The following is a 20,612-nucleotide window of genomic DNA, read 5'->3' as shown; positions in this document are numbered from 1 at the left end:
GTTATTACTCTGTTGAGTGGTAGAATTCATCGGGCTGTTCACAAACCCTGTGTTTCAATCATTAGGCGGTTTGTACCAGTTACAAGCCGCCTTTTGTGTTGCGATTTTTCGGTATCTTGTGCGGTTCAAAACCCGTTTTCTGAGCGAAGGGTGCTACCGCAAAACAAAGGATGGATCATGCGCATATTGATTACCGGCTCCAGCGGCCAGATCGGCACAAACCTGGGTCTGCATTTGCAGCGACAGGGACACACTGTTTTCGGCGTGGACAAGCGCCCCAATACCTGGACCAACGAGATTGAAACGCTGCTGCAAGACCTGAGCGTGCCCTATCGCCATTTTGAGCAGGGAATCGGGGCGGCGGAGTACCCCCCAGGCCTGGACGCCGTGGTCCATCTGGCGGCGCACGCCAAAGTCCACCAACTGGTGCGGCAACCGGACCGGGCGCTGGAGAATATCACGATGGTGTATAATGTGCTGGAGTTTTGCCGGCACAACAACCTCCCCCTCATCTTCAGCAGCTCCCGCGAAGTCTACGGCGACATCTACCGCTACATCACCGACGAAACCCACGCCGACTTCGCCTTCACCGAAAGCCCCTACTCCGCCAGCAAAATCGCCGGCGAGGCCCTCGTCTACTCCTACGCCCAATGCTACGGGCTGCGCTACCTCGTCTTCCGCTTCAGCAACGTCTATGGCCGCTATGACAACGACCTGGAGCGCATGGAGCGGGTGATCCCCCTCTTCATTCGCAAGATCAAAAACGGCGAGCCTATCGTGGTCTACGGCGAGGACAAGGTGCTGGATTTTACGTATGTGGATGATTGCGTTGCCGGCATTTCCAGCGGTCTGGAACGCCTCGTCTCCGCGCAAATCAGCAACCACACCATCAACCTCGCCTACGGGCAGGGCAACTCCCTCGTCAACATGGCCCGCTACATCGCCGCCGAACTCGGCGTCACCCCCAACATGACCGTCGCCCCCGCCCGCGTCGGCGAAGTCACCCACTACGTCGCCGACATCACCAAAGCCGGCCAACTCCTCGACTACCATCCCACCACCCCCCTGCGCGAAGGCATCCACAAAGCCGTCGCCTGGTCGCTGGACTGGTGGGCCAGCCATTCATGATCTACATTGACATCTCCGCCGCCGTCCACAGCCGCGCCGGGCTAGGGCGCTACAGCCAAAAACTCGCCCGCGCCCTGCTGTCCCACGACCCGGATCGCTACGCCCTCTTCTACAACCAGGGCAAAGAGGGGCGCGTCCCCCCCGAATTCCGCCACACCCCCCGGCGGCGCGTCCCATGGGGCTACAAACCGTGGCGCATGGCCGTGCTGTTGGGCCAAATAGGGCGCGTCCCCTTTAACCGCCTCGTGCCCGGCGCGGACCTCTTCCACAGCACCGAACACCTCCTCCTCCCCCTGCGCGGCGTCCCCACCGTCCTCACCGTCCACGACCTCATCTACAAGCTCTTCCCCGCCTACCACAAAAAACTCAACTACTGGTATCTCAACCTGGCCATGCCCCTCTACTGCCGCCGCGCCACGGCCATCATCGCCGTTTCAGAGGCCAGCAAGCGGGATGTCGTCGCCGCCTACGGCCTCGATCCGGCTAAAATTCATGTCGTCTATGAGGCCGCCGCCGACCATTTTCGCCCCCCATCCGCCGCCAAACTGGACCAGGTGCAGCGCGATTACGGTCTGCCCGACCATTTCCTATTGCACCTGTCCACCATTGAGCCGCGCAAGAACCTGAACCGGCTGCTGGACGCATTCAAACTGCTGCGGCGCGACTTTCCCCACTTACATTTGCTCCTGGCCGGCAGCAAAGGCTGGCTCTACGACGCCTTCTTCGCCCAAATCGCCGCCGATGGCCTGGGCGACGTGGTCAAACCCCTGGGCTGGGTTCCCGACGAAGACCTGCCCGCGATCATCGCCGCCGCCAGCCTGGCCGTGCAGCCCAGCCTCTACGAAGGCTTTGGCCTGCCCATTTTGGAGCATATGGCCTGCGGGCAGGTGGTGGCCGCCAGCCGGAGCAGCAGCCACCCGGAAGTGGGGGGCGAGGCCGCCGCCTACTTTGACCCCGTCAACGTGGCCGAGATGGCCGACGTCATCCATCGCCTCCTCACCGACCGCGGCGAATACGAGCATCGCCGCCAGGCAGGGTTGCTCCAGGCCCGGCAGTTCAGTTGGCGCCAGGCAGCAAAAGAAACGTCCGCCATCTACGAGCAACTCCTATCGCATAACACGAGCAAAGGAAATTCGTGAAAAGTCGCGCCATTCGTGTCAAGGAATCTTTATCCCTGGTTTCCCCCCTGCTGCTCCTCCTCCTGCTCCTGCCGCTGCTCTATCTGCTCACGCTGGCGCGCGGGCTGGTGCTGGGCGACCCCACTGAGTATACTTTCGTCGCCAATCTGCTGGGCATCGCCCATCCCCCCGGTTATGCCTTTATCACCCTTGCCGGCAAATTGTTCCAAAGCCTGATCCCACTGGGCGACATCCCCTGGCGCATGCACCTGCTCTCGGCCACAGCAGCCACGGTCGCCGCCGCCGGCGTCTACGGAACGGTCACGGCTATTGCCGGCAAATACCTCCCCCAACCCACGCACATTTCCCGCTACTGGCCGCCCGCCGCCGCGCTCCTGGCCGCCCTCAGCGTGGGCGTAGGCGCGGACTTCTGGCAGCACGCCATTCACGCCAATCCCCACATCATCACCGCCGCCTTCCTGGCCGTCAATCTACTCTTGCTCACGCGCTGGTGGGCGGGCGGCGGGGATCGTTACCTGGTGGCGTTTGCGTTAAATGCCGGCATGGGCGTCACCCACCACCCCTTAACCGTCTTCGCCTTCCCCGCCTACGCCCTCTTCATCCTCTACACCCACCCGCGCATCTGGCGCGAATGGCGCACCCTACTGGCAATGGTCGGCGCGGCACTGCTGGGCCTGAGCATCTGGCTCTACTTCCCCATCCGTAGCCCCATGCAACCCATTTTCGGACCCCACGACCTGAACACGCTTGACGGCTTCCTCAACGTCGTCCTGGCGCGTGGCCTGCGCGTCAACCTGTTTCACTTCGGCCTGGCGGACCAACCCGATCGGGCGCTGGTGTTCTGGAGCCTGCTGCGGCTGCAATACGGGCTGCCCATGATCACCCTGGTCGCGTTGGGCGTGGCCTGGCTGGCGCGGCGGCGGGCGCGTTGGCCGCTGCTGCTGCTCTACGGTCTGGCCTTCGTCGCCGATTACCTGTTCGTCATCAACACCGTGCAGGACGTGATGGCCTACCTGTTGGGGCCATTCCTCATCGTGGGGCTGTGCGGCGGCATTGGCCTGCTGGCCTTACTGCGCCTCATTCAGGCCCGCGTCCACTTCCCGCAGGCCCGCCCGCTGCTGCTACTGGCCGGCGCACTGCTGCTGCTGGGACCGGCGCTACAAATCGCGCGCAATTTCTCCCGTATTTCGCTGGCGAATTACAACGACGGGGACGCCTACGTACAGGCGGTGTTTGACCAGTTCGCGGGCACGGGGGCGCGCGCCGTCCTGCTCAACGATTGGGAACACATGACGCCGCTGTGGTACAGCCAGTTTGTGGCCCATAGATGGCCCGATCCCGCCGACGTGCGCCCGGAATTCGTCTCCACGGCGCGCCCCTGGTTGGAAAGCGTGTTTGACTATTTGTCGGGAGGTCCCGTGTACCTCAGCGGCTACCGCCGCGAGATCGTGGACGCGGGCTTTCGGCTACGCCCCGTGGGACCGTTCTATCAGGTGGTGGAGCCGGGGGCGCGGGATGTCCCCGCGAACTTGACGCCGCTGCCGGACAATGAGGACGTGGCGGCGGTCGTGGGCTACGATCTGCCACAGCGAAACGTGACGGCGGGCGATTACGTGCCGCTGACGCTGGCGCTGCGCGCGCCCATCACCCCCACGGATTATTTCGTGCCCGTGCTGCGCGTGGGCCACCTGACGTACACCTTCACCACGGACAGCCACCTGATTTCGCCGCTGTGGCAGGCGGGAGAAGTGGTTGTGGAGCGGTTCGATTTCGCGCTGCCCCATGATCTGGCGGCGGGCGACTATGCGGTGTCCGTGGCGCTGCGCAACCTGAGCGCCAACCGCAGCGGACCGGCGGCGGCGTTGGGGCAGCTCTCGGTGGCGGCCCAATCGCCCCCCGTAAGCACGGCGGGGTTGTTGGCGAATTTCCGGCAGCGGGTGGGGCTGGTTTCGGCCAGGGCGCGGCGTGGGCTGGCGGGACGGGGGGCGGTGTGGACGGAGCCGCTGACGGCGCGGCCCGGCGACGTGGTGCATCTGACGTTAGAGTGGGCGTGCCTGGCCCCGGCGGAGGAGAGTTACACGGTTTTTGTGCATCTGATTGATGGGGCGGATCGTCCGCTGGCGACGTTAGATTATACGCCGCTGGGGGGGGCGGCTCCGACTTATTTGTGGATTCCCAAATGGCTGCCGGGGCAGCGGCTGCTTGACCCTTATCGGCTGCGAATTCCGGCGGAAATGCCGGCAGGCACTTACTACATCGAAGTGGGTCTGTACGAGATGACCAGTGGACGACGACTGCATATGGCGGATAATGCCGGCAACCTCATCGGCGACCGCCTCATCCTCGGCAGCATCCTCGTCCAACCCTGAAACAAGAGCTGTACGGGCCTTGCAGGTCTACCAGAAGTTCCCCCAAAGTGCGGCAAACAAAAAGTAGTCCGAACATCTTGTTCGGACAATCGAACAGGATGCTCGCCCCACCTTTTTTCACAAGCTTTCCCCACCATGAATGAAAATGATAGGCCGTCGTAGCCCGATTTTCCAAATCGGGCGGGCGATTTAGAAAATCGCCCTACATTTTCACAGGCGTTCCCCATGAGCGAGGCGCACTACGATGGATGAAAATAATCGTCTGGACTCTGGCGTTTATGGAATGGCGGCTTCAATCGGTCCACATATGGGGGTTGACCCGGCTGAAGCCTCGACTCCGATCACCATATGTGTAATTCCCCCAACTCCAGTCATCATGATGTCATGGATGACGCAGATCCATCTTGATGATAGTTGAAATGTGCTTCTGACCACTGCCCACTATCCACTGACCACTATTCTCAAAGAAGTTTTGCACGTCATCTGGCTCGTTGAAGTTCCTACGACAACGCACCCCGCCGCAGCGCATAAATTTGTTCCACGGATCGCCGCCCCTTCACCTGCACCGGCGGCAGCGCCTCCACCGCCGCCCACGCACGCACCAGCGCATACACCTGGCTAGAAATCAGCACCTGCCCCGGCTGCGCCAGCTCTTGCAGCCGCTTTGCCAGGTTCACCGCGTCCCCAATCGCCGTGTAATCCTGGCGGAAATCGCCCCCTACATTCCCCACCACCGCCTCGCCGGTGTGAATGCCAATACCAAAATGCAGCCGATGCGCCTCAGGAATACGCGCATGATAGGCCGTCAGCGCCTCCTGCATAGCCAGCGCCGCCCGGACCGCCCTTTCCGCGTGGTTGGCCTGCGGATTCAGCGGTGTGTTAAATAAAACCATCACGGCATCGCCCAAAAACTTGTCAATCACGCCCTCGTATGCGTGCAGCGCACGCGCCGCCACCGTAAAATAGCCGTTGATGATCTCCACCAACTGCTCCGGCGGCAGCCACTCGCCAAACGCGCTGAACCCGCGCACGTCGGCAAACATAATACTCAACGTTTGCCGTTGTGGGCGCTGCGCCGCCGTCAGGTCATGTACGCGATCCACCAGACCGGGGGGCAGATAGCGGCGCACACCCTCCAGTCGCTTCTTCTCCGTGACGTCGTCCAGCACAATCACCACCCCCAATGTCTCCTGCCGCGCATCCCGCAGGGGTGAGCAGTTCAGCACCAGCGAAGTTTTGCCCCCGCCATGAGAGGATGCCTTCTCTATTTCCGCGTAGCGCGTGCCGCCGTGCCGCTTGACCTGGTCCACCATCACCGCCACGACATGCCCGATGCTCGCCAGGGCCTCGTGGTAGGGGTGGTTCAGGACTTGATGCGGGGAGATGCCCAGCATTCGTTCGGCGGCATGGTTGAAAAGCGAGATCCGGTCCGCCATGTCAATAGTGATCACCCCGCTGGCAATGGAGGCAAATACGTCATCCATGAGAAACTTCATCGCCGTGATGTCGGCGAGTTGATCACTTATCTGGCGAAAAAGGCGCGCGTTTTCAATCACACTGGCAGCCTGGTTGGCGAAAGCAGCCAGCAGATTGCGGTCCGCCTCCACGAAAACATTGGTGATGGCGCGACTGTCGGCGTAGATCACACCAAACGTCACCTCTTTGATGCGCAGGGGCACGCAAAGGATGGAGCGCAAACTAAAGTTGATGATGCTCTCTTGCAGCGAAAAGCGGGGGTCGGAACTGGCATTGGTCGTGACGACGGACACGCCGGTGTCAAAAACGGCGTTGACAATGCTGCGGCTGATGTCGAAAGTGGCCTGTTCTATCGTTTCCCGATTGATGTTGCGGGCTACCTGCACTTCCAGCCGGCCGGTCTCATCGTCACGGAGCATGAGCAAGGCGCGTTCGGCGTTGAGCAGGCTGACAATGCTGTCCATCACCAGGTTGAGGACTTCGGCAATGTCCAGCGATGAGTTGATGACGCTGCTGATCTCTTGCAGGCGACGAAGCTGGTTCACCTCCTCCTGGCGCAGTTGCCGCTCCTCATCCAGCGCCACGACAACCTGGCGCAGACGCGCATAAAGACGAATGAGAGCGGTGTTGCCGGGTATCCAGGCCAGCGCGCGGTGCGTTTTGAGCAACTGGCGCTGCTGCTCCAGGGCCGCGCCCAGCTCATCCAGCAGGCCGGGCCATGTTTCCGCGGCGGGCGTGGACGATTCGGGGGAGAGATCAGGCAAATTGGCCTCCATGCGCCACAACAAAGTCCCGTTCTTCTGGGGTTTCCGCGTTCATGGGTAGACGACCGGGGCGAAATAGACGCACGCATCCGCCGTGACTACGGCTACTTGAGCAAGACCTGCCAGGTTTTGTTGACAGGGCTGCCTCTTAAGCAAATCTGACAGGTGTAGGTAAACGTTATCTGCCGCTTTTTAATGCTTGCGCGGTCCCGCGGCGGATTCTTTGTTAACAAAGTAGATGTAGCCGAAGCCCAGCATGAGGGAAAAGGTGAACCATTGCAGGGCATAGCTGAGGTGAGGACCATCCGAGAGATCAATCTCCGGGGCAATGCGATATGGAAGGTCCTCGATGACCAGATTATTGTTGGTTTCGGGGGCTTGTAGGATGTAGAAGGGGAGCAAGGCGTAGGGAACCTGGGCCTGGATGGCCTCAACATCCACGCGGAACCACTCTTTTTGCGGATTATCGGGGGAAGGTAAAGAAGCGTCTCGTTGTCCAGAAAGGGTTTCGGTTGGCTGGATGAATCCTTTGATGACAACTTCGCCAGAAACGGGGAAATCAGGCCATTCGGGACTGTTGTCGTCGCCGCCGGGAATCCAACCGCGATCAATGAGGACGGCCTGGTTTGTGCCGGCAATTTGCAGAGGCGCGATCAAATGTTGACCGAGACGTTCGTTATAACGCTGCTGCACCAGAAACACCTGCCGCGAAATGTCCAACGTCCCCGTCACAACCACTTCGCGGTAGCGCGCGCCATGTTCCGCTTCCGTGGGTGGCGTGGTGTTCAGGTCCAACGGCGGCGCGCTCAGTTGCGCCTCAATCAGCACGTTGTCGGCGCGGCGTTGCTCCAGGCGGTCAAGCTGCCAGAAACCCAACCACGCCAGCAGGATTATGCCGGCAATGACCAATAATGTCGTCCACCACCAGCGACGACTCAACAGAGGCGATAGCGAAAAAAGAGCACGTTTCATGACCTCACCGAGTCATGCGTAGCCGGTCAGCTATGTCCCGCCTGACCAGGACGCCGGGGCGCGGAACGGGTTCGACCGCCCGCACGGGCGCGGCTTTGCGCCAGCCAGGCAGCCAGCGCCAAAACCACGGCAACTGCCGCGAAAACAGGCCAGCCGACATTCGCGGCGGGCAGCACGTCCGCGGCAAAGGTAGCCATGCCACTACCTGCCGGGCCTTCCACCTCAAAACGAAACTGCCAGACACCTGCCGCGGGCAGATCAAAATCCGTTTCATAGTACAGTTTGTTCAGCGAGACGCCTGTTGTCGCTTCACTTGCGATGGCCGGTCCACCAGATGCCGGCATTGCCACCACCCGCACCGACGCATCCAACACCGGCTCCCCAGCCTGCGTGGGGTCGTCAGCGGCGGGCTGGGAAACCGCCACCGTCACGTGCAAACGCCCAACGCGCAGCACATCCGTCTGCGTCCAGACAGAGACGAGGTAGGGACCGGCGGGGGCGTTGGAAAGTTGCAGCGCGCCACCGCCATGCGCGTGGGCTATTTTGCTGCCCAACAGGATGAGCAGCAAAGCCAGGAAGCGGGTCGGGCGTTTCATGATTTTCCCTTGAGGCCCGGCGCAGCGAGCGCGGAAGGCGGCTGCCACCGCGGGGGATGGGAGCTGCGCTCTTCTTGTTGCAGCAAGCGGAAGACAAGGACGAGCGCGGCGATGACGTACATCATGCTGCCGGGAACCCACATGAGCTGGCCGCCAAGCTGTTGGTCGTAGAGGGGAGAGAGGCCAAACAAGCGGGGGACGGAAAGGTAATGGGTGTAGATGATGGATTCGGAAAAGGCGATGAAAATGCCGGCAATCATGTTCGGCGGCACGGCGGCAATAGCAAGAATGACGCGGGCCAGGGTGGAGAGGCGACGGCCCAAGATGGGAGCCGCGCCGGTCAATCGCCACCAATAGAGCATGGACGCGCCAAAGAAGCTGAGATGTTCCAGGTCATGGACCCAGTTTAGCCGCAGTGCGGCGTCGTAGGCGTGGGGATCATGCCAGCCCCAGAGGACGGCGACGTACAGTATCCAGACGATCCCCGGAGAGGCGAGTTGTTGCAGGAGGGCGCGGAAGCGGGAATTTTTGTTGAATGCGCGGATGATGAGGGGGCGGGTGAATGCCGGCATTCCCCAAACCCCCACCGGAAACGGCTCCCCCAACCACAACAGCGGCGGCGCGACCATCATCAACAGCAAATGCTGCAGCATGTGGAACAAAAACAACTGCTCGCCCAGCACATCGATTGGCGACATCAAGGCCACGCCAACCACAACCAGGCCCAGCAGATAGGACGCCAGCCGCCATCCATTTGCCAGAAAATGTCGCTTTTGCCTTAGCTGCCACCACCCCCGTGTATAAAACAATCCGGCCAGCAAAAGGACCAGAAGGACGTCAGCACGCCACCCCCAGGAGCGGAGCAGCGCGCTGCCAATAGGACTCATATTACTCAACATTGGCAACAACCCAATGGGCTTGCCGCAAACAGAACAGCTCTAAAAGTGAATGGCGCGGCCTATCAGGTAGAGCGCCGGGTAGAAAAACACCCAGACAACATCAACGTAGTGCCAGTACACGGCGCAGGCTTCCACACCCCAATGCTGTTCCGCATTGAAATGCCCACGACGACCATTATTCCAAACGATCAGGATCAGAATGATACCACTGAGGACGTGAATCGCGTGTATGCCCGTCATACCATAGAAAATCGCCCCAAACGCCCCGTCCGTGACCTTCAAATGCCCAAACAACTCCAGGCCGAACAGATTCGCTTCCAGGCCAAACACGTTCCATTCCATCACGACAACGCCAACGAAAAAGATCAGCCCCAGAACCACCGTCATCATCAGACTACGCAAAAAAGTGGGGCGATCATCGTGGCTGATGGCGGTTTCGGCGCGCGCCATAAAGAAACTGCTGAGCAGCAGCACCGACGTGGTGATAAAGCCTAACCCTTGCGACAGCGCGGGGCGTGTATTGCCCCAGAGAGCAAACCGCGCCGCCAGCAGCGCGCCAAACAGGAACAGTTCCGAAAAACAGAAGAGCCACAGCCCCAGGCGATTGGCCCGCAGCGCCACGGCATAAGGGACCTCGTGATGGTCGTGGGCGGCATGTTCGTGTGAGACGGCAACGTTCATTAGTGACTCTCCTCACGCCACAGGCGATATATGTGCATGAAATAGTTCACGATCAGGCCCGTCTTGAGCAGGGCAATAATGAACAGCAAGGAAGCAGAACCATCCGTGGCACTGCTAACGACAAATTCCAGAATCGTCAAGGCAGCCAACGCAATGAGTACGTATATTCCCTGGCGATATGCGACCTTTTTTAGTTCCACAATCATGTCCTCAAGAAAAAGTAGGTTGGTAGCTGGCGAACGATCTGCGGAGATGGCGCGCCAGCCACGCGATTCGGCGAATACGCTCAGCGGATCGGACCTAATCTCCGGCGGCGGGAACCGTACTGGTTTTGACGTAAACGGAACCGGGCAAGCCGTAGTCATAGGGTTCGCCGACGACCTCAATGGGGGTGTCGTAGTTCAGTTCGGGAATGGGCGTGGGCGTCTGCCACTCGGGGGAGCGGGAACCCCACGGATTTGGCGCGGCGACTTCCTGGCGGCGGGCGCTGACGACGAGGTTATACACCATGATCAAGACTGACCAGGCGATAATCAGAGCGGAAAAGGTGACGAGCGTTTGCGTGAATGTAATGCCCAATGCGGGATCGTAATCAGCGATACGGCGGCGCATACCCATCAAGCCCATGCGCATCTGGCCCAGACTCATCAACCAGAACCCTGGCGTCATCAAATAGAAGTGTAGTTTGCCCAATTTCTCATTGTACATGCGCCCCGTTATCTTTGGATACCAATAGTAGAGGGCGGCGAAGAAGGGGAAAACGAACCCGCCAAACATGGTGGCGTGGAAGTGCCCCACGACCCAGTAGCTGTCGTGCAGGTGCATGTCGGTGGGGACGGTCGCCAAAATAGGGCCGGTGAGGCCGCCGATGAGGAAGACGGAGATCGCGCCGAGGACGAAGAGCATGGGGGTGGGGAAGATCATTTTCCCTCCCCAGACCGTTCCGATCCAACTGAAGAACTTGACGCCGGTGGGGACGGCGACGAACATGGTGGAGACCATGAAGACGCGCTGCAAGGAGTCGCTCATGCCGGAGACGAACATGTGGTGCGCCCACACGAGGAAGCCGACGAAGGCGATGCCCAGGCTGGCGAGGGCGATGGCTTTGTAGCCAAAGAGCGGCTTGCGCGTGAAGACGGGCAGTAGTTCGCTGATGACGCCGAGGCCGGGCAGGACGAACAGGTAGACGACGGGGTGGGAGTAGAACCAGAAAAGGTGCTGGTAGAGGAGGGGGTTGCCGCCGGGAATGCCGGCAGGCGCCGCCGGATCGAAGAAGCCTAACCCCATGAGGCGCTGGGTGATTACCATGAGGAGGGCCAGGCCAACGGTTTGGGTCACGGAGAATTGAATGAGCGCGGCGGAAATGGCCCCCCAGACAAAGATGGGCATTTTGAACAGACTCATCCCCGGCGCGCGCATGGTGGCGACGGTGACGAGGACGTTGATGGCTCCGGCGATGGAAGAGAAGCCGTTGATCCAGAAGCCAAGCAAGAAGAGGGAGACGCCGATGTTGGGGGTGGTGGTGCTGTGCGGGGGGTAGGCGACCCAACCTGTGTCCCAGCCGCCAATGAAAATGCCGGCAATCAGCAACAAAGCTGCCGGCACGCCCACCCAGTAGCTAAAGGCATTCAGACGCGGGAAAGCCATGTCCGACGCGCCGATCATCAAGGGAACCAGGTAGTTGACCATCGCCCCGACGCCCAGCAAAATACTGGCGATCATGATGATGCCGTGCGCACTGAACAGGGTGTTGTAGGTATCCAATTGCAAGAACTGCATCCCCGGATAGGAAAGCTCCAGGCGGAAGATAATCGCCAACAAGCCGCCCACAAGCAACACAATAACGCCCGTGACCCCATATTGAATGCCAATGACTTTGTGATTGTAATCAACGCTAAAATAGCGGGTCCAGACGGGCGCGTGTTCGGGGGGACCATGACGCATGGGGGTTTTGCGCCCCATGATCCAACGGATCCAGTCGTTGAGAACGCCACAGGCCAGCAAAAAGGTGAGGACGCCAATGATGGCTCCAATGACGAGCGCGGCCTCAAAATCTGCCGGCATCCCCGCGGCGCTGCGAATGCCGGCAACCAGAGCCATGCCTAGCAGCGTACCTACAACCTGCCCCGCGATTCCGCGAATCAGTCCCAATCTAAGCACATTTCTCATACCCTACTCTCCTTCACGACGAGTCATGGACGCAGTGCGCCACGCGGGAGAACAACCTGCGCGCGGCCATTAACTGCTGAACGCTTTATGGCGGCGTCAATGTCTTAATAAACTCGATGATGTTGGCAACGTCCTGATCAGACAGGGTGCTCTGATAATTCTGCGGCATCAGGTTGGGTTGGAACCCGGCCACAATCTGTGAATTTGGATCGTAAATCGATTGTTTAATGTAGGCATCATCCACCGTCACCGTCGTACCATCGGCAAGTTCAACCGGTTCGCCATAGATGCCTTGCCAGGTCGGACCGACCACGGTGCTACCATCCACGCTGTGGCACGAGGCGCAGTTGTTTTCCCACAAGCGCTGTCCTTGCTCCGCCGGTGGCAGGCTGGCAACCGCCAATATATCGCTCCGCCAACTGGCATAATCCTCCGCCGAGAGGACGCGCACATCCGCCAGCATATAGGCGTGGCGCTGACCACAAATCTCGGCGCAGCGCACCTTGTAGGTTCCGGCCACGGTGGGCGTGATGCGCAGGACGGTTTTGCGCCCCGGCATCAAGTCCTTCTTTACGCGAAATTCAGGAACCCAGAAGGAATGCAACACATCGCGCGACTCCATTTCCAGGCGGATGGGTGTATTGACGGGAACCACCAGGTCGGGAGTATTGGCGTATTCGCCCAGTTCGGGATAGTGGAACTGCCACTGCCACTTCTGCCCATATACCTCCACGACGATTTCGTTCGGGTGTTGGGCTGTCACTTCGTCAAGCACATTCCAACCCCAGACGCCAAATCCGACCACCAGGAAGAGGGGGATAACCGTCCAGGCTACTTCCAGGGAGTTGCTGCCGTGGATGTATTCGCCATCCGTGTCGTCGCCGGGACGGCGGCGGAACACCACCAGGCTGTATCCCATAAAGACTACGACGAGCGCAAAGAGGAAGGAAATAAGGATGAAATGGCCGCGGAATAACTGGTCAATGACAACCGCCTGGGCGCTGTCCTCCGGGGGGAGTTGGTAAATAGCACTCAAAACAAAGTAGGTGAGCACACTAACGACAGGGACTAGAAAAGAGGCTATAGCAAGATGTTTCTTGTGGTTCATAGATTTGTCCTGGCTGTTTACCGACTTTCACAACAAACAGCGGGCATTATACCCGATGTGGTTGCTGTTTGAGAAATGGTTGGGGACATTGGGTGGCACTGACATAAGACATATGTCAGTTGCCGATGTGCAGTTTTTTGCCTATCAGGCACCACGGTCGGAAGGCAATGCGACGGTAACGCAATGTGCATTTTATCACAAGCGCAGTGCGCGGCAAATGGGCAAACAAAAACGTGAACCGGCGCGGATGGGTGTCTCCGCCCTGGTTCACGCCAACTAATGGGGTGTTGCCGGCATCTTCCAGAGTCGATGCCGGCATTTTTCAGCTACGCCGCGCTATAAAGAAGAAGGGACCGGGGCGGTGCGACGGGCCAGCAAGCGCCACAGCAACACCACGCCGGTGAGAGAGAGCAGTGAACCAACGGCAGCGCCCACCATGACCAAGCGGTTCGTGGTCGGCGCGGCAGCAGGATCGGCAGGAGGGTATTGCAGCAGTTCCTGCTTGAGCTGCTGTATGAATAGGGTGCGCGGCTCCACGGGAACAAGCGTCTTCTTCAAAAGACGGCTGAGTTGCAGCAATGCCGGCAAATCAGGAAATGACGCCGCATATCGCAAAACCAGATGCTCCGTCGTGTCCACGCCCCGGTTCAAATCATCCACATGTGCAGCCAGGAGTTCTTCCAATTCCCGCACCATCTTACCCCCTGTCGCCGCGCGACTCTATGGTTGCATGTCACCGCCAACGCGCCATCCGTCCGACGCGCGCCAAAAACACCTATTCAGGAATAGCCACCAATCCCAACGTGCCCGGTCCCAGGTTAATCGCCACCGCCACGCACAGGTCCACCGTCAACTCTTCCGTAGAATTGAAAGCGGGACCGGCCAGCGCCTGCAACGCCGCCGCGCCCTCCGCCGTGTTCGCATGAATGTAGGCGAGTTTCACGGGCTGGTCGCCAACCTGGCTCTTCACGAAGTCAATCATGAACTGCATCGCCTTCTTGTGCGTGCGCACTTTCCCCGCCTCCACAATCTCGCCCTGCTTCAACTGCATCACGGGCTTGATGTTCAGCAGCGAGGCCATGGTGGAGCGCAGCGCGCTGACGCGGCCCCCCTTCACGGCAAATTCCAGGCTGTGAATAAGAAAAGCAATCGCCTGCTTTTCGCGCATGTATTCCAGCCGTTTGAGGATGTCCGCGTAGCTGGCCCCCGCCTCGCTCATGCGCGCCGCTTCCAGCGCCATGAAGCCCTGCCCAATGGAGCCGGACATGGAGTCGAAGACGTGAACGGTGGCCTCGTCGCCGAGTTCATTGGCGGCGGCGATGGCCGAAGCGTAGGTTTTGCTTAGTTTCTCGCTGACGGTGATGACGAGGATTTCGTTGTCACCTTCGGCCAGGATCGCGCGGTACGCTTCGCTAAATTGATACGGGTTGGGTTGGGAGGTTTTGGGGAAGTTGGCGCTGCTGACGGTTTCCACTTTGCGGTAGAATGCCGGCAAATCCATCTCCACCCCCGACAAAAATTCCTCCGTGCCAAAATGAATATTCACGGGAACTACAACAATCTTGTGCTTTGCGACCAGTTCCGCCGGAATGTCGCCAGCGTCATCCATTACGATTCTCATGTGCCTTCCTCTCACTAGCTATACACAACCATCATCTTCAGATCAAAGGATTCACACACAGTGAACTTTCGATTTTTCCACCGCATCCGTCATCACCAAACACATCGTAACCACTAACGCTCTGTGGAGATTGGACCATCTTCGCCAGAAAAAACAGGCGTCTTTTCTTTACGCCACAGACGATCAGCCAGGGAATACCACTTCGTGCTCGCCTCAGCGCCTTGCGGCTGCTGCTGTAGATCATCTCGTAGGGCCAGCAGCGTGCGATGATAGAGGGACTTGATGGCCCCCTCGCTGCGCCCCATGATCTCGCCAATTTCCGCGTTAGGAAGCTGTTCCAGAAATTTCAACAACAGTAATTCCTGTCGTTCTGCCGGCAAACGGCGCACCGCCGCCAACAGCACTTCCCGCTCCGCCACCCGTTCCGCCTTGAATTCCGGCCCGTCCTCATTCGCCTGCCACTGCGCAAAATCCTCCAGCGAGAAAATCTGGCGACGACTGCGGTCACGGTGCCAGTTCGCAACCATGTTGTGGGCAATTCGATAAAGCCAGGCGGAAAAGGGCACACCCTTATCCTGGTAATTACCAATATGCTGCATCGCTCGCTCAAAAACGCGCGCCGTCAGGTCTTCGGCGTCGGCCACGCTCCCCGTGCGATAGTAGACATAATTGTAGATGCGGTCTACGTAGATTTCGTAGAGTTGACCGAATGCCTCTCTGTCAACTTTCGCACGGGCTATCAAGGCTGATTCATCCATGCCAATATCCATTGCAGTTGGTGTGAAGAGATCAGAGACAACGAGGCCGGCAAGAAGCCGCTGGCTATCTCCACTGCCTTCAGACCAGATGTGGCGTGGACGTGTTACAGTAAAAAACACGTCACGCTGTCATTCGTTGCGAATTAAGGCCGCTTTCCCACAGCCACCCACAAACCAGCGCGGTTTTGTCACCGCGGGCGATTGGGCAACAATGATGACTGGCGCGCGCCAACCGGGTATAGGGTTCCTGTTCAGATTTCGGGAATCGCCCGCCTTCATGAAAATGCGCCACAAGAAAGCCCAACCCGTACGGACGGGTTGGTCGCGGCAGCAGTGAGGGAGTATGCAGCACCGGCGAGCGTGTGATTGATTGCTATCCAAAATTAATCCGGCGCGGCAAAGACAACCTGTCTTTATTGCGCCAGACGACAATTGAGTATATCAGAGGTAGATAAGGATGCCACTAGCAAACTTGACCACGTTCATGGCCTCAGTTATTCTCCATCAAAAGCACCGCGATAGGGCGCGTTTCTCACGCGCCCGAAAGAAGTTGGCGGTTGGTAGTAAACAGTTGATAGTCAGCGGTTGGCGGAAGCACCGCAATCCGCGTCTTCCGCGCACTCTGTGACTGTCTTCATCCCTCGCAGTTTCGGCGCGAGCTCCGCCGAACGGCGCGTCTCGCGCACCCGGCGCAAGCTCTGGATTTACGTTTATGACACGGACGCGCTCCTCCCGTTTACCGCAACAATCAAGCCCGGATGCCATCGGCTGCGTGGGCACCATTCTTTTGCTTGGCTGCGTCATTATCTTGCTCACGGCCATGTTTGGCAAAGACAAGGGCCACCTTGTTTCCGTGGAGGCGCAAGATACGAGTGGGCCAACAACGGCTTCCCTGGCAGTTGTCTCCGACACGCCGCGCCCCACGCGCACGCTGCCGCCGCTGCCCACGGCCACCAGCACGGGAACGGCGACGCCCACAGCTACCTGGACGCCCACGGCAACCTGGCTCCCCACGAACACGTGGACGCCTACCGCCGCGCCGCCGACGGAAGAGCCACCGACAGTAGACCTGACGGCCCTGCTACCCACGGCCACGTACACGCCCAGGCCACTGCCCACGCCCGTGGGCACGATAAGTTGGACGCTGCGCGCGCCTATCCTCATGTACCATTACATTAGCTCGCCACCGGAAGACGCGGATGAGTATCGCCTGGATCTGTCGGTGGAGCCGGAGGCGTTCCGGGCACAAATGGCTTACCTGGCGGAAAACGGCTATACGACGGTCGATCTATACGACCTGTCGCTGGCAATTGTGGACAAGAAGCCGCTGCCGGAGAAGGCGGTGATCATCACGGTGGATGATGGTTACGTGGATATTTACGAGAATGCGTTTCCGGTGCTGCAAGCGTATGGACTGAAGGCGACGTTTTTCATTATTACAGATTATGTGGACCGGGGGGCGGCTCCGTATGCGACGTGGGCGATGTTGGAAGAGATGGCAAATGCCGGCATGCGCCTCGAACCCCACACCAAAACCCACCCCGACCTGCGCGACCGCGACCAGAACTTCCTCGTTTGGGAAATCCTCGGCTCGCAAGAAACCCTTGCCGCCCACATCGGCTACACCCCCCGTTACTTCGCCTACCCTGCTGGTCGCTACGATGACCTCGTCCTGCAAATCGTGGAACAACTTGACTTTTGGGGCGCGGTGACGACGGCCGGCGGATGGTGGCAAGGGTTCGATAACCGATACGAGTGGAAGCGGCTGCGTGTGCGTCACACCACCACCATGCCGGAATTCATTGACCTGTTGGAAGGTGGACAGTAGCGGTAGCGACCAGATGGACAAGATTCTCGTCTCCGACCTGTGCGTGCGCGGCCTGATTGGCATTGAGCCAGCAGAACGCGAGCAGCCACAGAACATCATCATCAACATCACCGCCTATGCCAGCACGCGCCCCGCCGCGCTCTCCGACGACATCACCGCGGCGGTGAACTACGCGGAAATGGCGGAGCAGGTGCGTCGCCATGTAGAAGCAGGCCACCCGCGGTTGGTTGAGCGTCTGGCGGAAGAGATTGCCGGCATTCTCCTCACCCAATTTCCCGTGAACAAAGTGCGCGTGCGCGTCGAAAAACCGGACGCCCTGCCACATGCGCGCGCCGTCGGCGTGGAGATCGTCCGTCGCCGCAAAAAGGGGGGATCATTCTTGACATCGTCGCCGCAAATGTGATATAGTTGACAAGTCAACAATTGCTTGCGCAACAAAATTCTTCGTGTGTATCTTTCCCTTTTTCACACCACAACCAACCGCACTTTTCCACCTAGAAGGTCAGCGCGCACAACAGCGATTACTTGTCACCACGGAGGGGGGGCGCAGACTTCACCAATTTGAAGAGTCATCACGATTTACTTGTTAATCGCTGCCGGCAATTGCATAATAGTCACCAACATTGTCGTCTGCCAACCCCGGCCTCTACGCGCCCATTAGGAGACGACAAATGTCTGACCGAATAGGGGCGAGATCTCCGAATGAACGAGACCCCAAAGTAGCACCCGTCCCCTGCACCCATCGCCCACCTGCCCCTCGTGGCATCCTGGCACTGGTTAGCTGGAGACCGCACCGCCCCTGGCCGTTTTAACCGCCTTGCTTGAGGCATGGCAGGTCGTCAGGCAGAATGCCACGCCGGGCAAACGACGTGCAATTCTGTTGACGAGGAGGTAGCGTATTAGCGAGAAAATCTCACACGCGACACCTTTTTGGGCAGTTAATGCCGGCATCTCAATGTTGTTGTATCTCATTACCCAAACCAACGGTAACTACTCAACCAGTTGCCCGAACCTGTCGATAGCAAGACAGGCTTCAATAGGCAGCCCTGAGAGGAACAGTAGTTACAACCAAATTTCAAATTGAGGAGAAATGATGAACAAGAAGTTACTCACCCTATTGGCCGCGCTGCTGCTGGTTGGCATCCTTGCGCTGACCGCCTGCGGTGGCGGCACAGCCGAACCCACCGAAGCGCCCCAACCCACCGAAGCCGTGGTCGAACCCACCGAAGCGCCGATGGAAGAGCCGACCGAAGCGCCGATGGAAGAGCCGACCGAAGCGCCAATGGAAGAACCGACCGAAGCGCCGATGGAAGAACCCACCGAAGCGCCGGCAGTGGAACCGGAAGTCTCCATCCGCGTTTGGGCGGACGACACCCGCGCTCCCATCCTGGTTGAATTGGGCGACGCCTTCGCCGCCGAGTATGGCGTTGGCCTGATTGTGGAACAGGTCGCCGACATCCGTGATCAGTTCGTGATCGCCGCCCCTGCCGGCGAAGGCCCGGACATCATCATCGGCGCGCACGACTGGATCGGCCAGCTCGTCGCCAGCGGTTTGCTCGCTCCCATGGACCTGGGAACCAAGAACGACCAGTTCTTGCCCGCGTCCCTGAGCGCCTTCACCTACGACGGCGTTCTCTACGGGATGCCCTACGCCATTGAAAACCTGGCCTTCTTCCGCAACAGTGACCTGGTCCCCGATGCACCGGCGACCTGGGACGACGTCGTCACCATTGGCACGCAACTGCAAGCGGATGGTAAGACCACCTACGGCTTCGCACTGACAGGCACCACCTACGATGCTTTCCCGCTGCAAACCGCTTTTGGCGGCTACATCTTTGGCCGCGACGACAACGGCAACTATAACCCCAACGATCTCGGTGTTGACAGCCCCGGTATGGTGGCCGCCGCGGACTGGATCGCCCAGAACGTGGCCGATGGTTTCATGCCGGATAGCACCGATTGGGACACCGCGCATGTGCTGTTCGAGACCGGCGAAGTGCCGTTCTTGATGGCTGGCCCCTGGGCTTTGGACCGCATCCGCGAATCTGGCATTCCTTATGCTATCAGCGACTTCCCGGACAACGGGCAACCCTTCCTGGGCGTCCAGGGCTTCATGGTGAACGCCCTCAGCGACAATGTGCTGCTGGCGCAGGCGTTCCTCACGGAATTTGTGGCGACCCCCGAGGTCATGCAAGCATTGGAAGATGCCGGCAATCGTCCCTCCGCTTACCTCCCCGTATTTGATGCCATTACCGATCCTGACCTGCTCGCGTTTGGTGAAGCGGGAACAAATGCCATCCCGATGCCGGCAATCCCCGAAATGGGCACCGTTTGGGGTTCCTGGGGCGACGCCTTCACCCTGATCATCAACGGCGACGACACCCCCGATAACGCCCTGGCCACCGCCGCCGCCCAGATTCGCAGCCTCATCGGCGGCGCCATGGCCGGCATGGTCAACGTCCCCGGTTCCTGGCAGGCCGCCGCCGGCTGCCCCGGTGACTGGCAGCCCGACTGCGAACTCACCGCCCTCACCGACAACGGTGACGGAACTTACTCCGGCACCTTCACCGTCCCCGCCGGCGACTACGAAGCCAAAGTGGCGCTCGATGGCAGTTGGGCGCTCAACTACGGCGTCGACGGCAAGCAAGACGGCGACAACTACACCTTCTCCGTCAGCGCCGACGGCCCCGTGACCTTCACGTACGACTCCAGCACCAACATCCTCACCATCGAAGCTCCGTAATTCCACGGTCAGCAAAAGAGGACAGGGGCGTGCCCCTGTCCTCTTTTTTTACAAGATTCCCCGCACGGGGCACACCCCATCACCCCGAAGCCACGAGGAATGAAGAGAGTCAGGATTTCGCACATGACGCAGATTTTGTTTATCCGCGTTGGCCGCGTCCATCCGTATGCCCAGATTGGACCAATTTGCACTGGTTAAACCCTATCAATGTCTACAAAATTGGTCTAATCTCTCGGAGACGTAAATAGTTACACCTGTTTCTCAAGAGAGGCGAGTCGAAAACGCGCGCTACAAAGTGTTTTCGCGGAGGAATGACAACCAATCCGCCTCCATTGTGTTATAAAAACCAGCAAGCGTTTCT

General features: G+C 59.4%; 18 protein-coding genes. 7 read left to right on the top strand and 11 right to left on the bottom strand.

Annotated elements, in window-relative coordinates:
* Positions 1-177 precede the first annotated feature (177 nt).
* Genes H6650_03825 through H6650_03815 form a run of 3 tightly spaced genes read left to right on the top strand, consistent with a single transcriptional unit; the run spans position 178 to position 4,636 of the window.
* Positions 178-1,128 (top strand): NAD(P)-dependent oxidoreductase, encoded by a 951-nt coding sequence (locus H6650_03825; GenBank protein ID MCB8951123.1) that lies wholly within the window; start codon positions 178-180, stop codon positions 1,126-1,128.
* The gene (locus H6650_03820; GenBank protein ID MCB8951122.1) at positions 1,125-2,267 is read left to right on the top strand and encodes a glycosyltransferase family 4 protein; all 1,143 of its coding nucleotides are present in this window, start codon (positions 1,125-1,127) and stop codon (positions 2,265-2,267) included. Before H6650_03825 ends, H6650_03820 begins: the two co-directional genes overlap by 4 nt.
* Positions 2,264-4,636 carry a DUF2723 domain-containing protein gene (locus H6650_03815; protein MCB8951121.1) on the top strand — a complete coding sequence of 791 codons (2,373 nt, stop codon included), beginning with the start codon at positions 2,264-2,266 and terminating at the stop codon, positions 4,634-4,636. Before H6650_03820 ends, H6650_03815 begins: the two co-directional genes overlap by 4 nt.
* Before the next feature lie 500 nt (positions 4,637-5,136).
* Here H6650_03815 and H6650_03810 read toward each other — a convergent pair whose 3' ends face one another.
* The 8 genes from H6650_03810 to coxB all read right to left on the bottom strand — a co-directional run bounded on the left by H6650_03810 (position 5,137) and on the right by coxB (position 13,301).
* Entirely contained in the window at positions 5,137-6,876 is a 1,740-nt protein-coding gene (locus H6650_03810; GenBank protein ID MCB8951120.1) for a GAF domain-containing protein, read from the bottom strand.
* Positions 6,877-7,068: 192 nt separating this feature from the next.
* The gene (locus H6650_03805; protein ID MCB8951119.1) at positions 7,069-7,848 is read right to left on the bottom strand and encodes an SURF1 family protein; all 780 of its coding nucleotides are present in this window, start codon (positions 7,846-7,848) and stop codon (positions 7,069-7,071) included.
* 26 nt (positions 7,849-7,874) lie between these two features.
* The gene (locus H6650_03800; protein ID MCB8951118.1) at positions 7,875-8,444 is read right to left on the bottom strand and encodes a hypothetical protein; all 570 of its coding nucleotides are present in this window, start codon (positions 8,442-8,444) and stop codon (positions 7,875-7,877) included.
* Positions 8,441-9,331: a cytochrome c oxidase assembly protein gene (locus H6650_03795; GenBank protein ID MCB8951117.1), complete on the bottom strand. Its 891-nt coding sequence runs from the start codon at positions 9,329-9,331 to the stop codon at positions 8,441-8,443. The genes H6650_03800 and H6650_03795 overlap by 4 nt, the downstream gene beginning before the upstream one ends.
* 51 nt (positions 9,332-9,382) lie before the next feature.
* Positions 9,383-10,024: a heme-copper oxidase subunit III gene (locus tag H6650_03790; GenBank protein ID MCB8951116.1), complete on the bottom strand. Its 642-nt coding sequence runs from the start codon at positions 10,022-10,024 to the stop codon at positions 9,383-9,385.
* A complete protein-coding gene (locus H6650_03785; protein ID MCB8951115.1) occupies positions 10,024-10,224 on the bottom strand; it encodes a cytochrome C oxidase subunit IV family protein in 201 nt (66 codons plus the stop codon). The genes H6650_03790 and H6650_03785 overlap by 1 nt, the downstream gene beginning before the upstream one ends.
* 100 nt (positions 10,225-10,324) lie before the next feature.
* The gene (locus H6650_03780; protein ID MCB8951114.1) at positions 10,325-12,169 is read right to left on the bottom strand and encodes a cbb3-type cytochrome c oxidase subunit I; all 1,845 of its coding nucleotides are present in this window, start codon (positions 12,167-12,169) and stop codon (positions 10,325-10,327) included.
* Between the two features lie 109 nt (positions 12,170-12,278).
* Positions 12,279-13,301 carry a cytochrome c oxidase subunit II gene (coxB, locus tag H6650_03775; protein ID MCB8951113.1) on the bottom strand — a complete coding sequence of 341 codons (1,023 nt, stop codon included), beginning with the start codon at positions 13,299-13,301 and terminating at the stop codon, positions 12,279-12,281.
* Between coxB and H6650_03770 the strand changes: the two genes are divergently transcribed.
* Complete coding sequence (locus H6650_03770) at positions 13,291-13,581, top strand: hypothetical protein (protein MCB8951112.1); 291 nt, start codon at positions 13,291-13,293, stop codon at positions 13,579-13,581. The two genes, coxB and H6650_03770, sit on opposite strands and share 11 nt — an antisense overlap.
* 56 nt (positions 13,582-13,637) lie before the next feature.
* On the opposite strand, the gene H6650_03765 is transcribed toward H6650_03770, so the two are convergent.
* The 3 genes from H6650_03765 to H6650_03755 all read right to left on the bottom strand — a co-directional run bounded on the left by H6650_03765 (position 13,638) and on the right by H6650_03755 (position 15,680).
* Entirely contained in the window at positions 13,638-13,997 is a 360-nt protein-coding gene (locus tag H6650_03765; protein ID MCB8951111.1) for a hypothetical protein, read from the bottom strand.
* Positions 13,998-14,076: 79 nt separating this feature from the next.
* Complete coding sequence (locus tag H6650_03760; protein MCB8951110.1) at positions 14,077-14,922, bottom strand: DegV family protein; 846 nt, start codon at positions 14,920-14,922, stop codon at positions 14,077-14,079.
* A gap of 113 nt (positions 14,923-15,035) precedes the next feature.
* Entirely contained in the window at positions 15,036-15,680 is a 645-nt protein-coding gene (locus H6650_03755) for a sigma-70 family RNA polymerase sigma factor (protein ID MCB8951109.1), read from the bottom strand.
* 712 nt (positions 15,681-16,392) lie between these two features.
* Here H6650_03755 and H6650_03750 point away from each other — a divergent pair.
* The 3 genes from H6650_03750 (at position 16,393) to H6650_03740 (ending at position 20,251) form a co-directional block, all read left to right on the top strand.
* Complete coding sequence (locus tag H6650_03750; protein MCB8951108.1) at positions 16,393-17,508, top strand: polysaccharide deacetylase family protein; 1,116 nt, start codon at positions 16,393-16,395, stop codon at positions 17,506-17,508.
* A 13-nt stretch (positions 17,509-17,521) separates the two neighbouring features.
* Positions 17,522-17,911 (top strand): dihydroneopterin aldolase, encoded by a 390-nt coding sequence (folB, locus tag H6650_03745; GenBank protein MCB8951107.1) that lies wholly within the window; start codon positions 17,522-17,524, stop codon positions 17,909-17,911.
* 687 nt (positions 17,912-18,598) lie between these two features.
* Positions 18,599-20,251: an extracellular solute-binding protein gene (locus H6650_03740; protein ID MCB8951106.1), complete on the top strand. Its 1,653-nt coding sequence runs from the start codon at positions 18,599-18,601 to the stop codon at positions 20,249-20,251.
* The last annotated feature ends 361 nt before the right edge of the window (positions 20,252-20,612 follow it).

This window comes from Ardenticatenales bacterium, assembly GCA_020634515.1.
Lineage (GTDB): Bacteria > Chloroflexota > Anaerolineae > Promineifilales > Promineifilaceae > JAGVTM01.
Note: the sequence above shows the minus strand (reverse complement) of the source record. Positions and strands in the feature narration are given on the sequence as shown.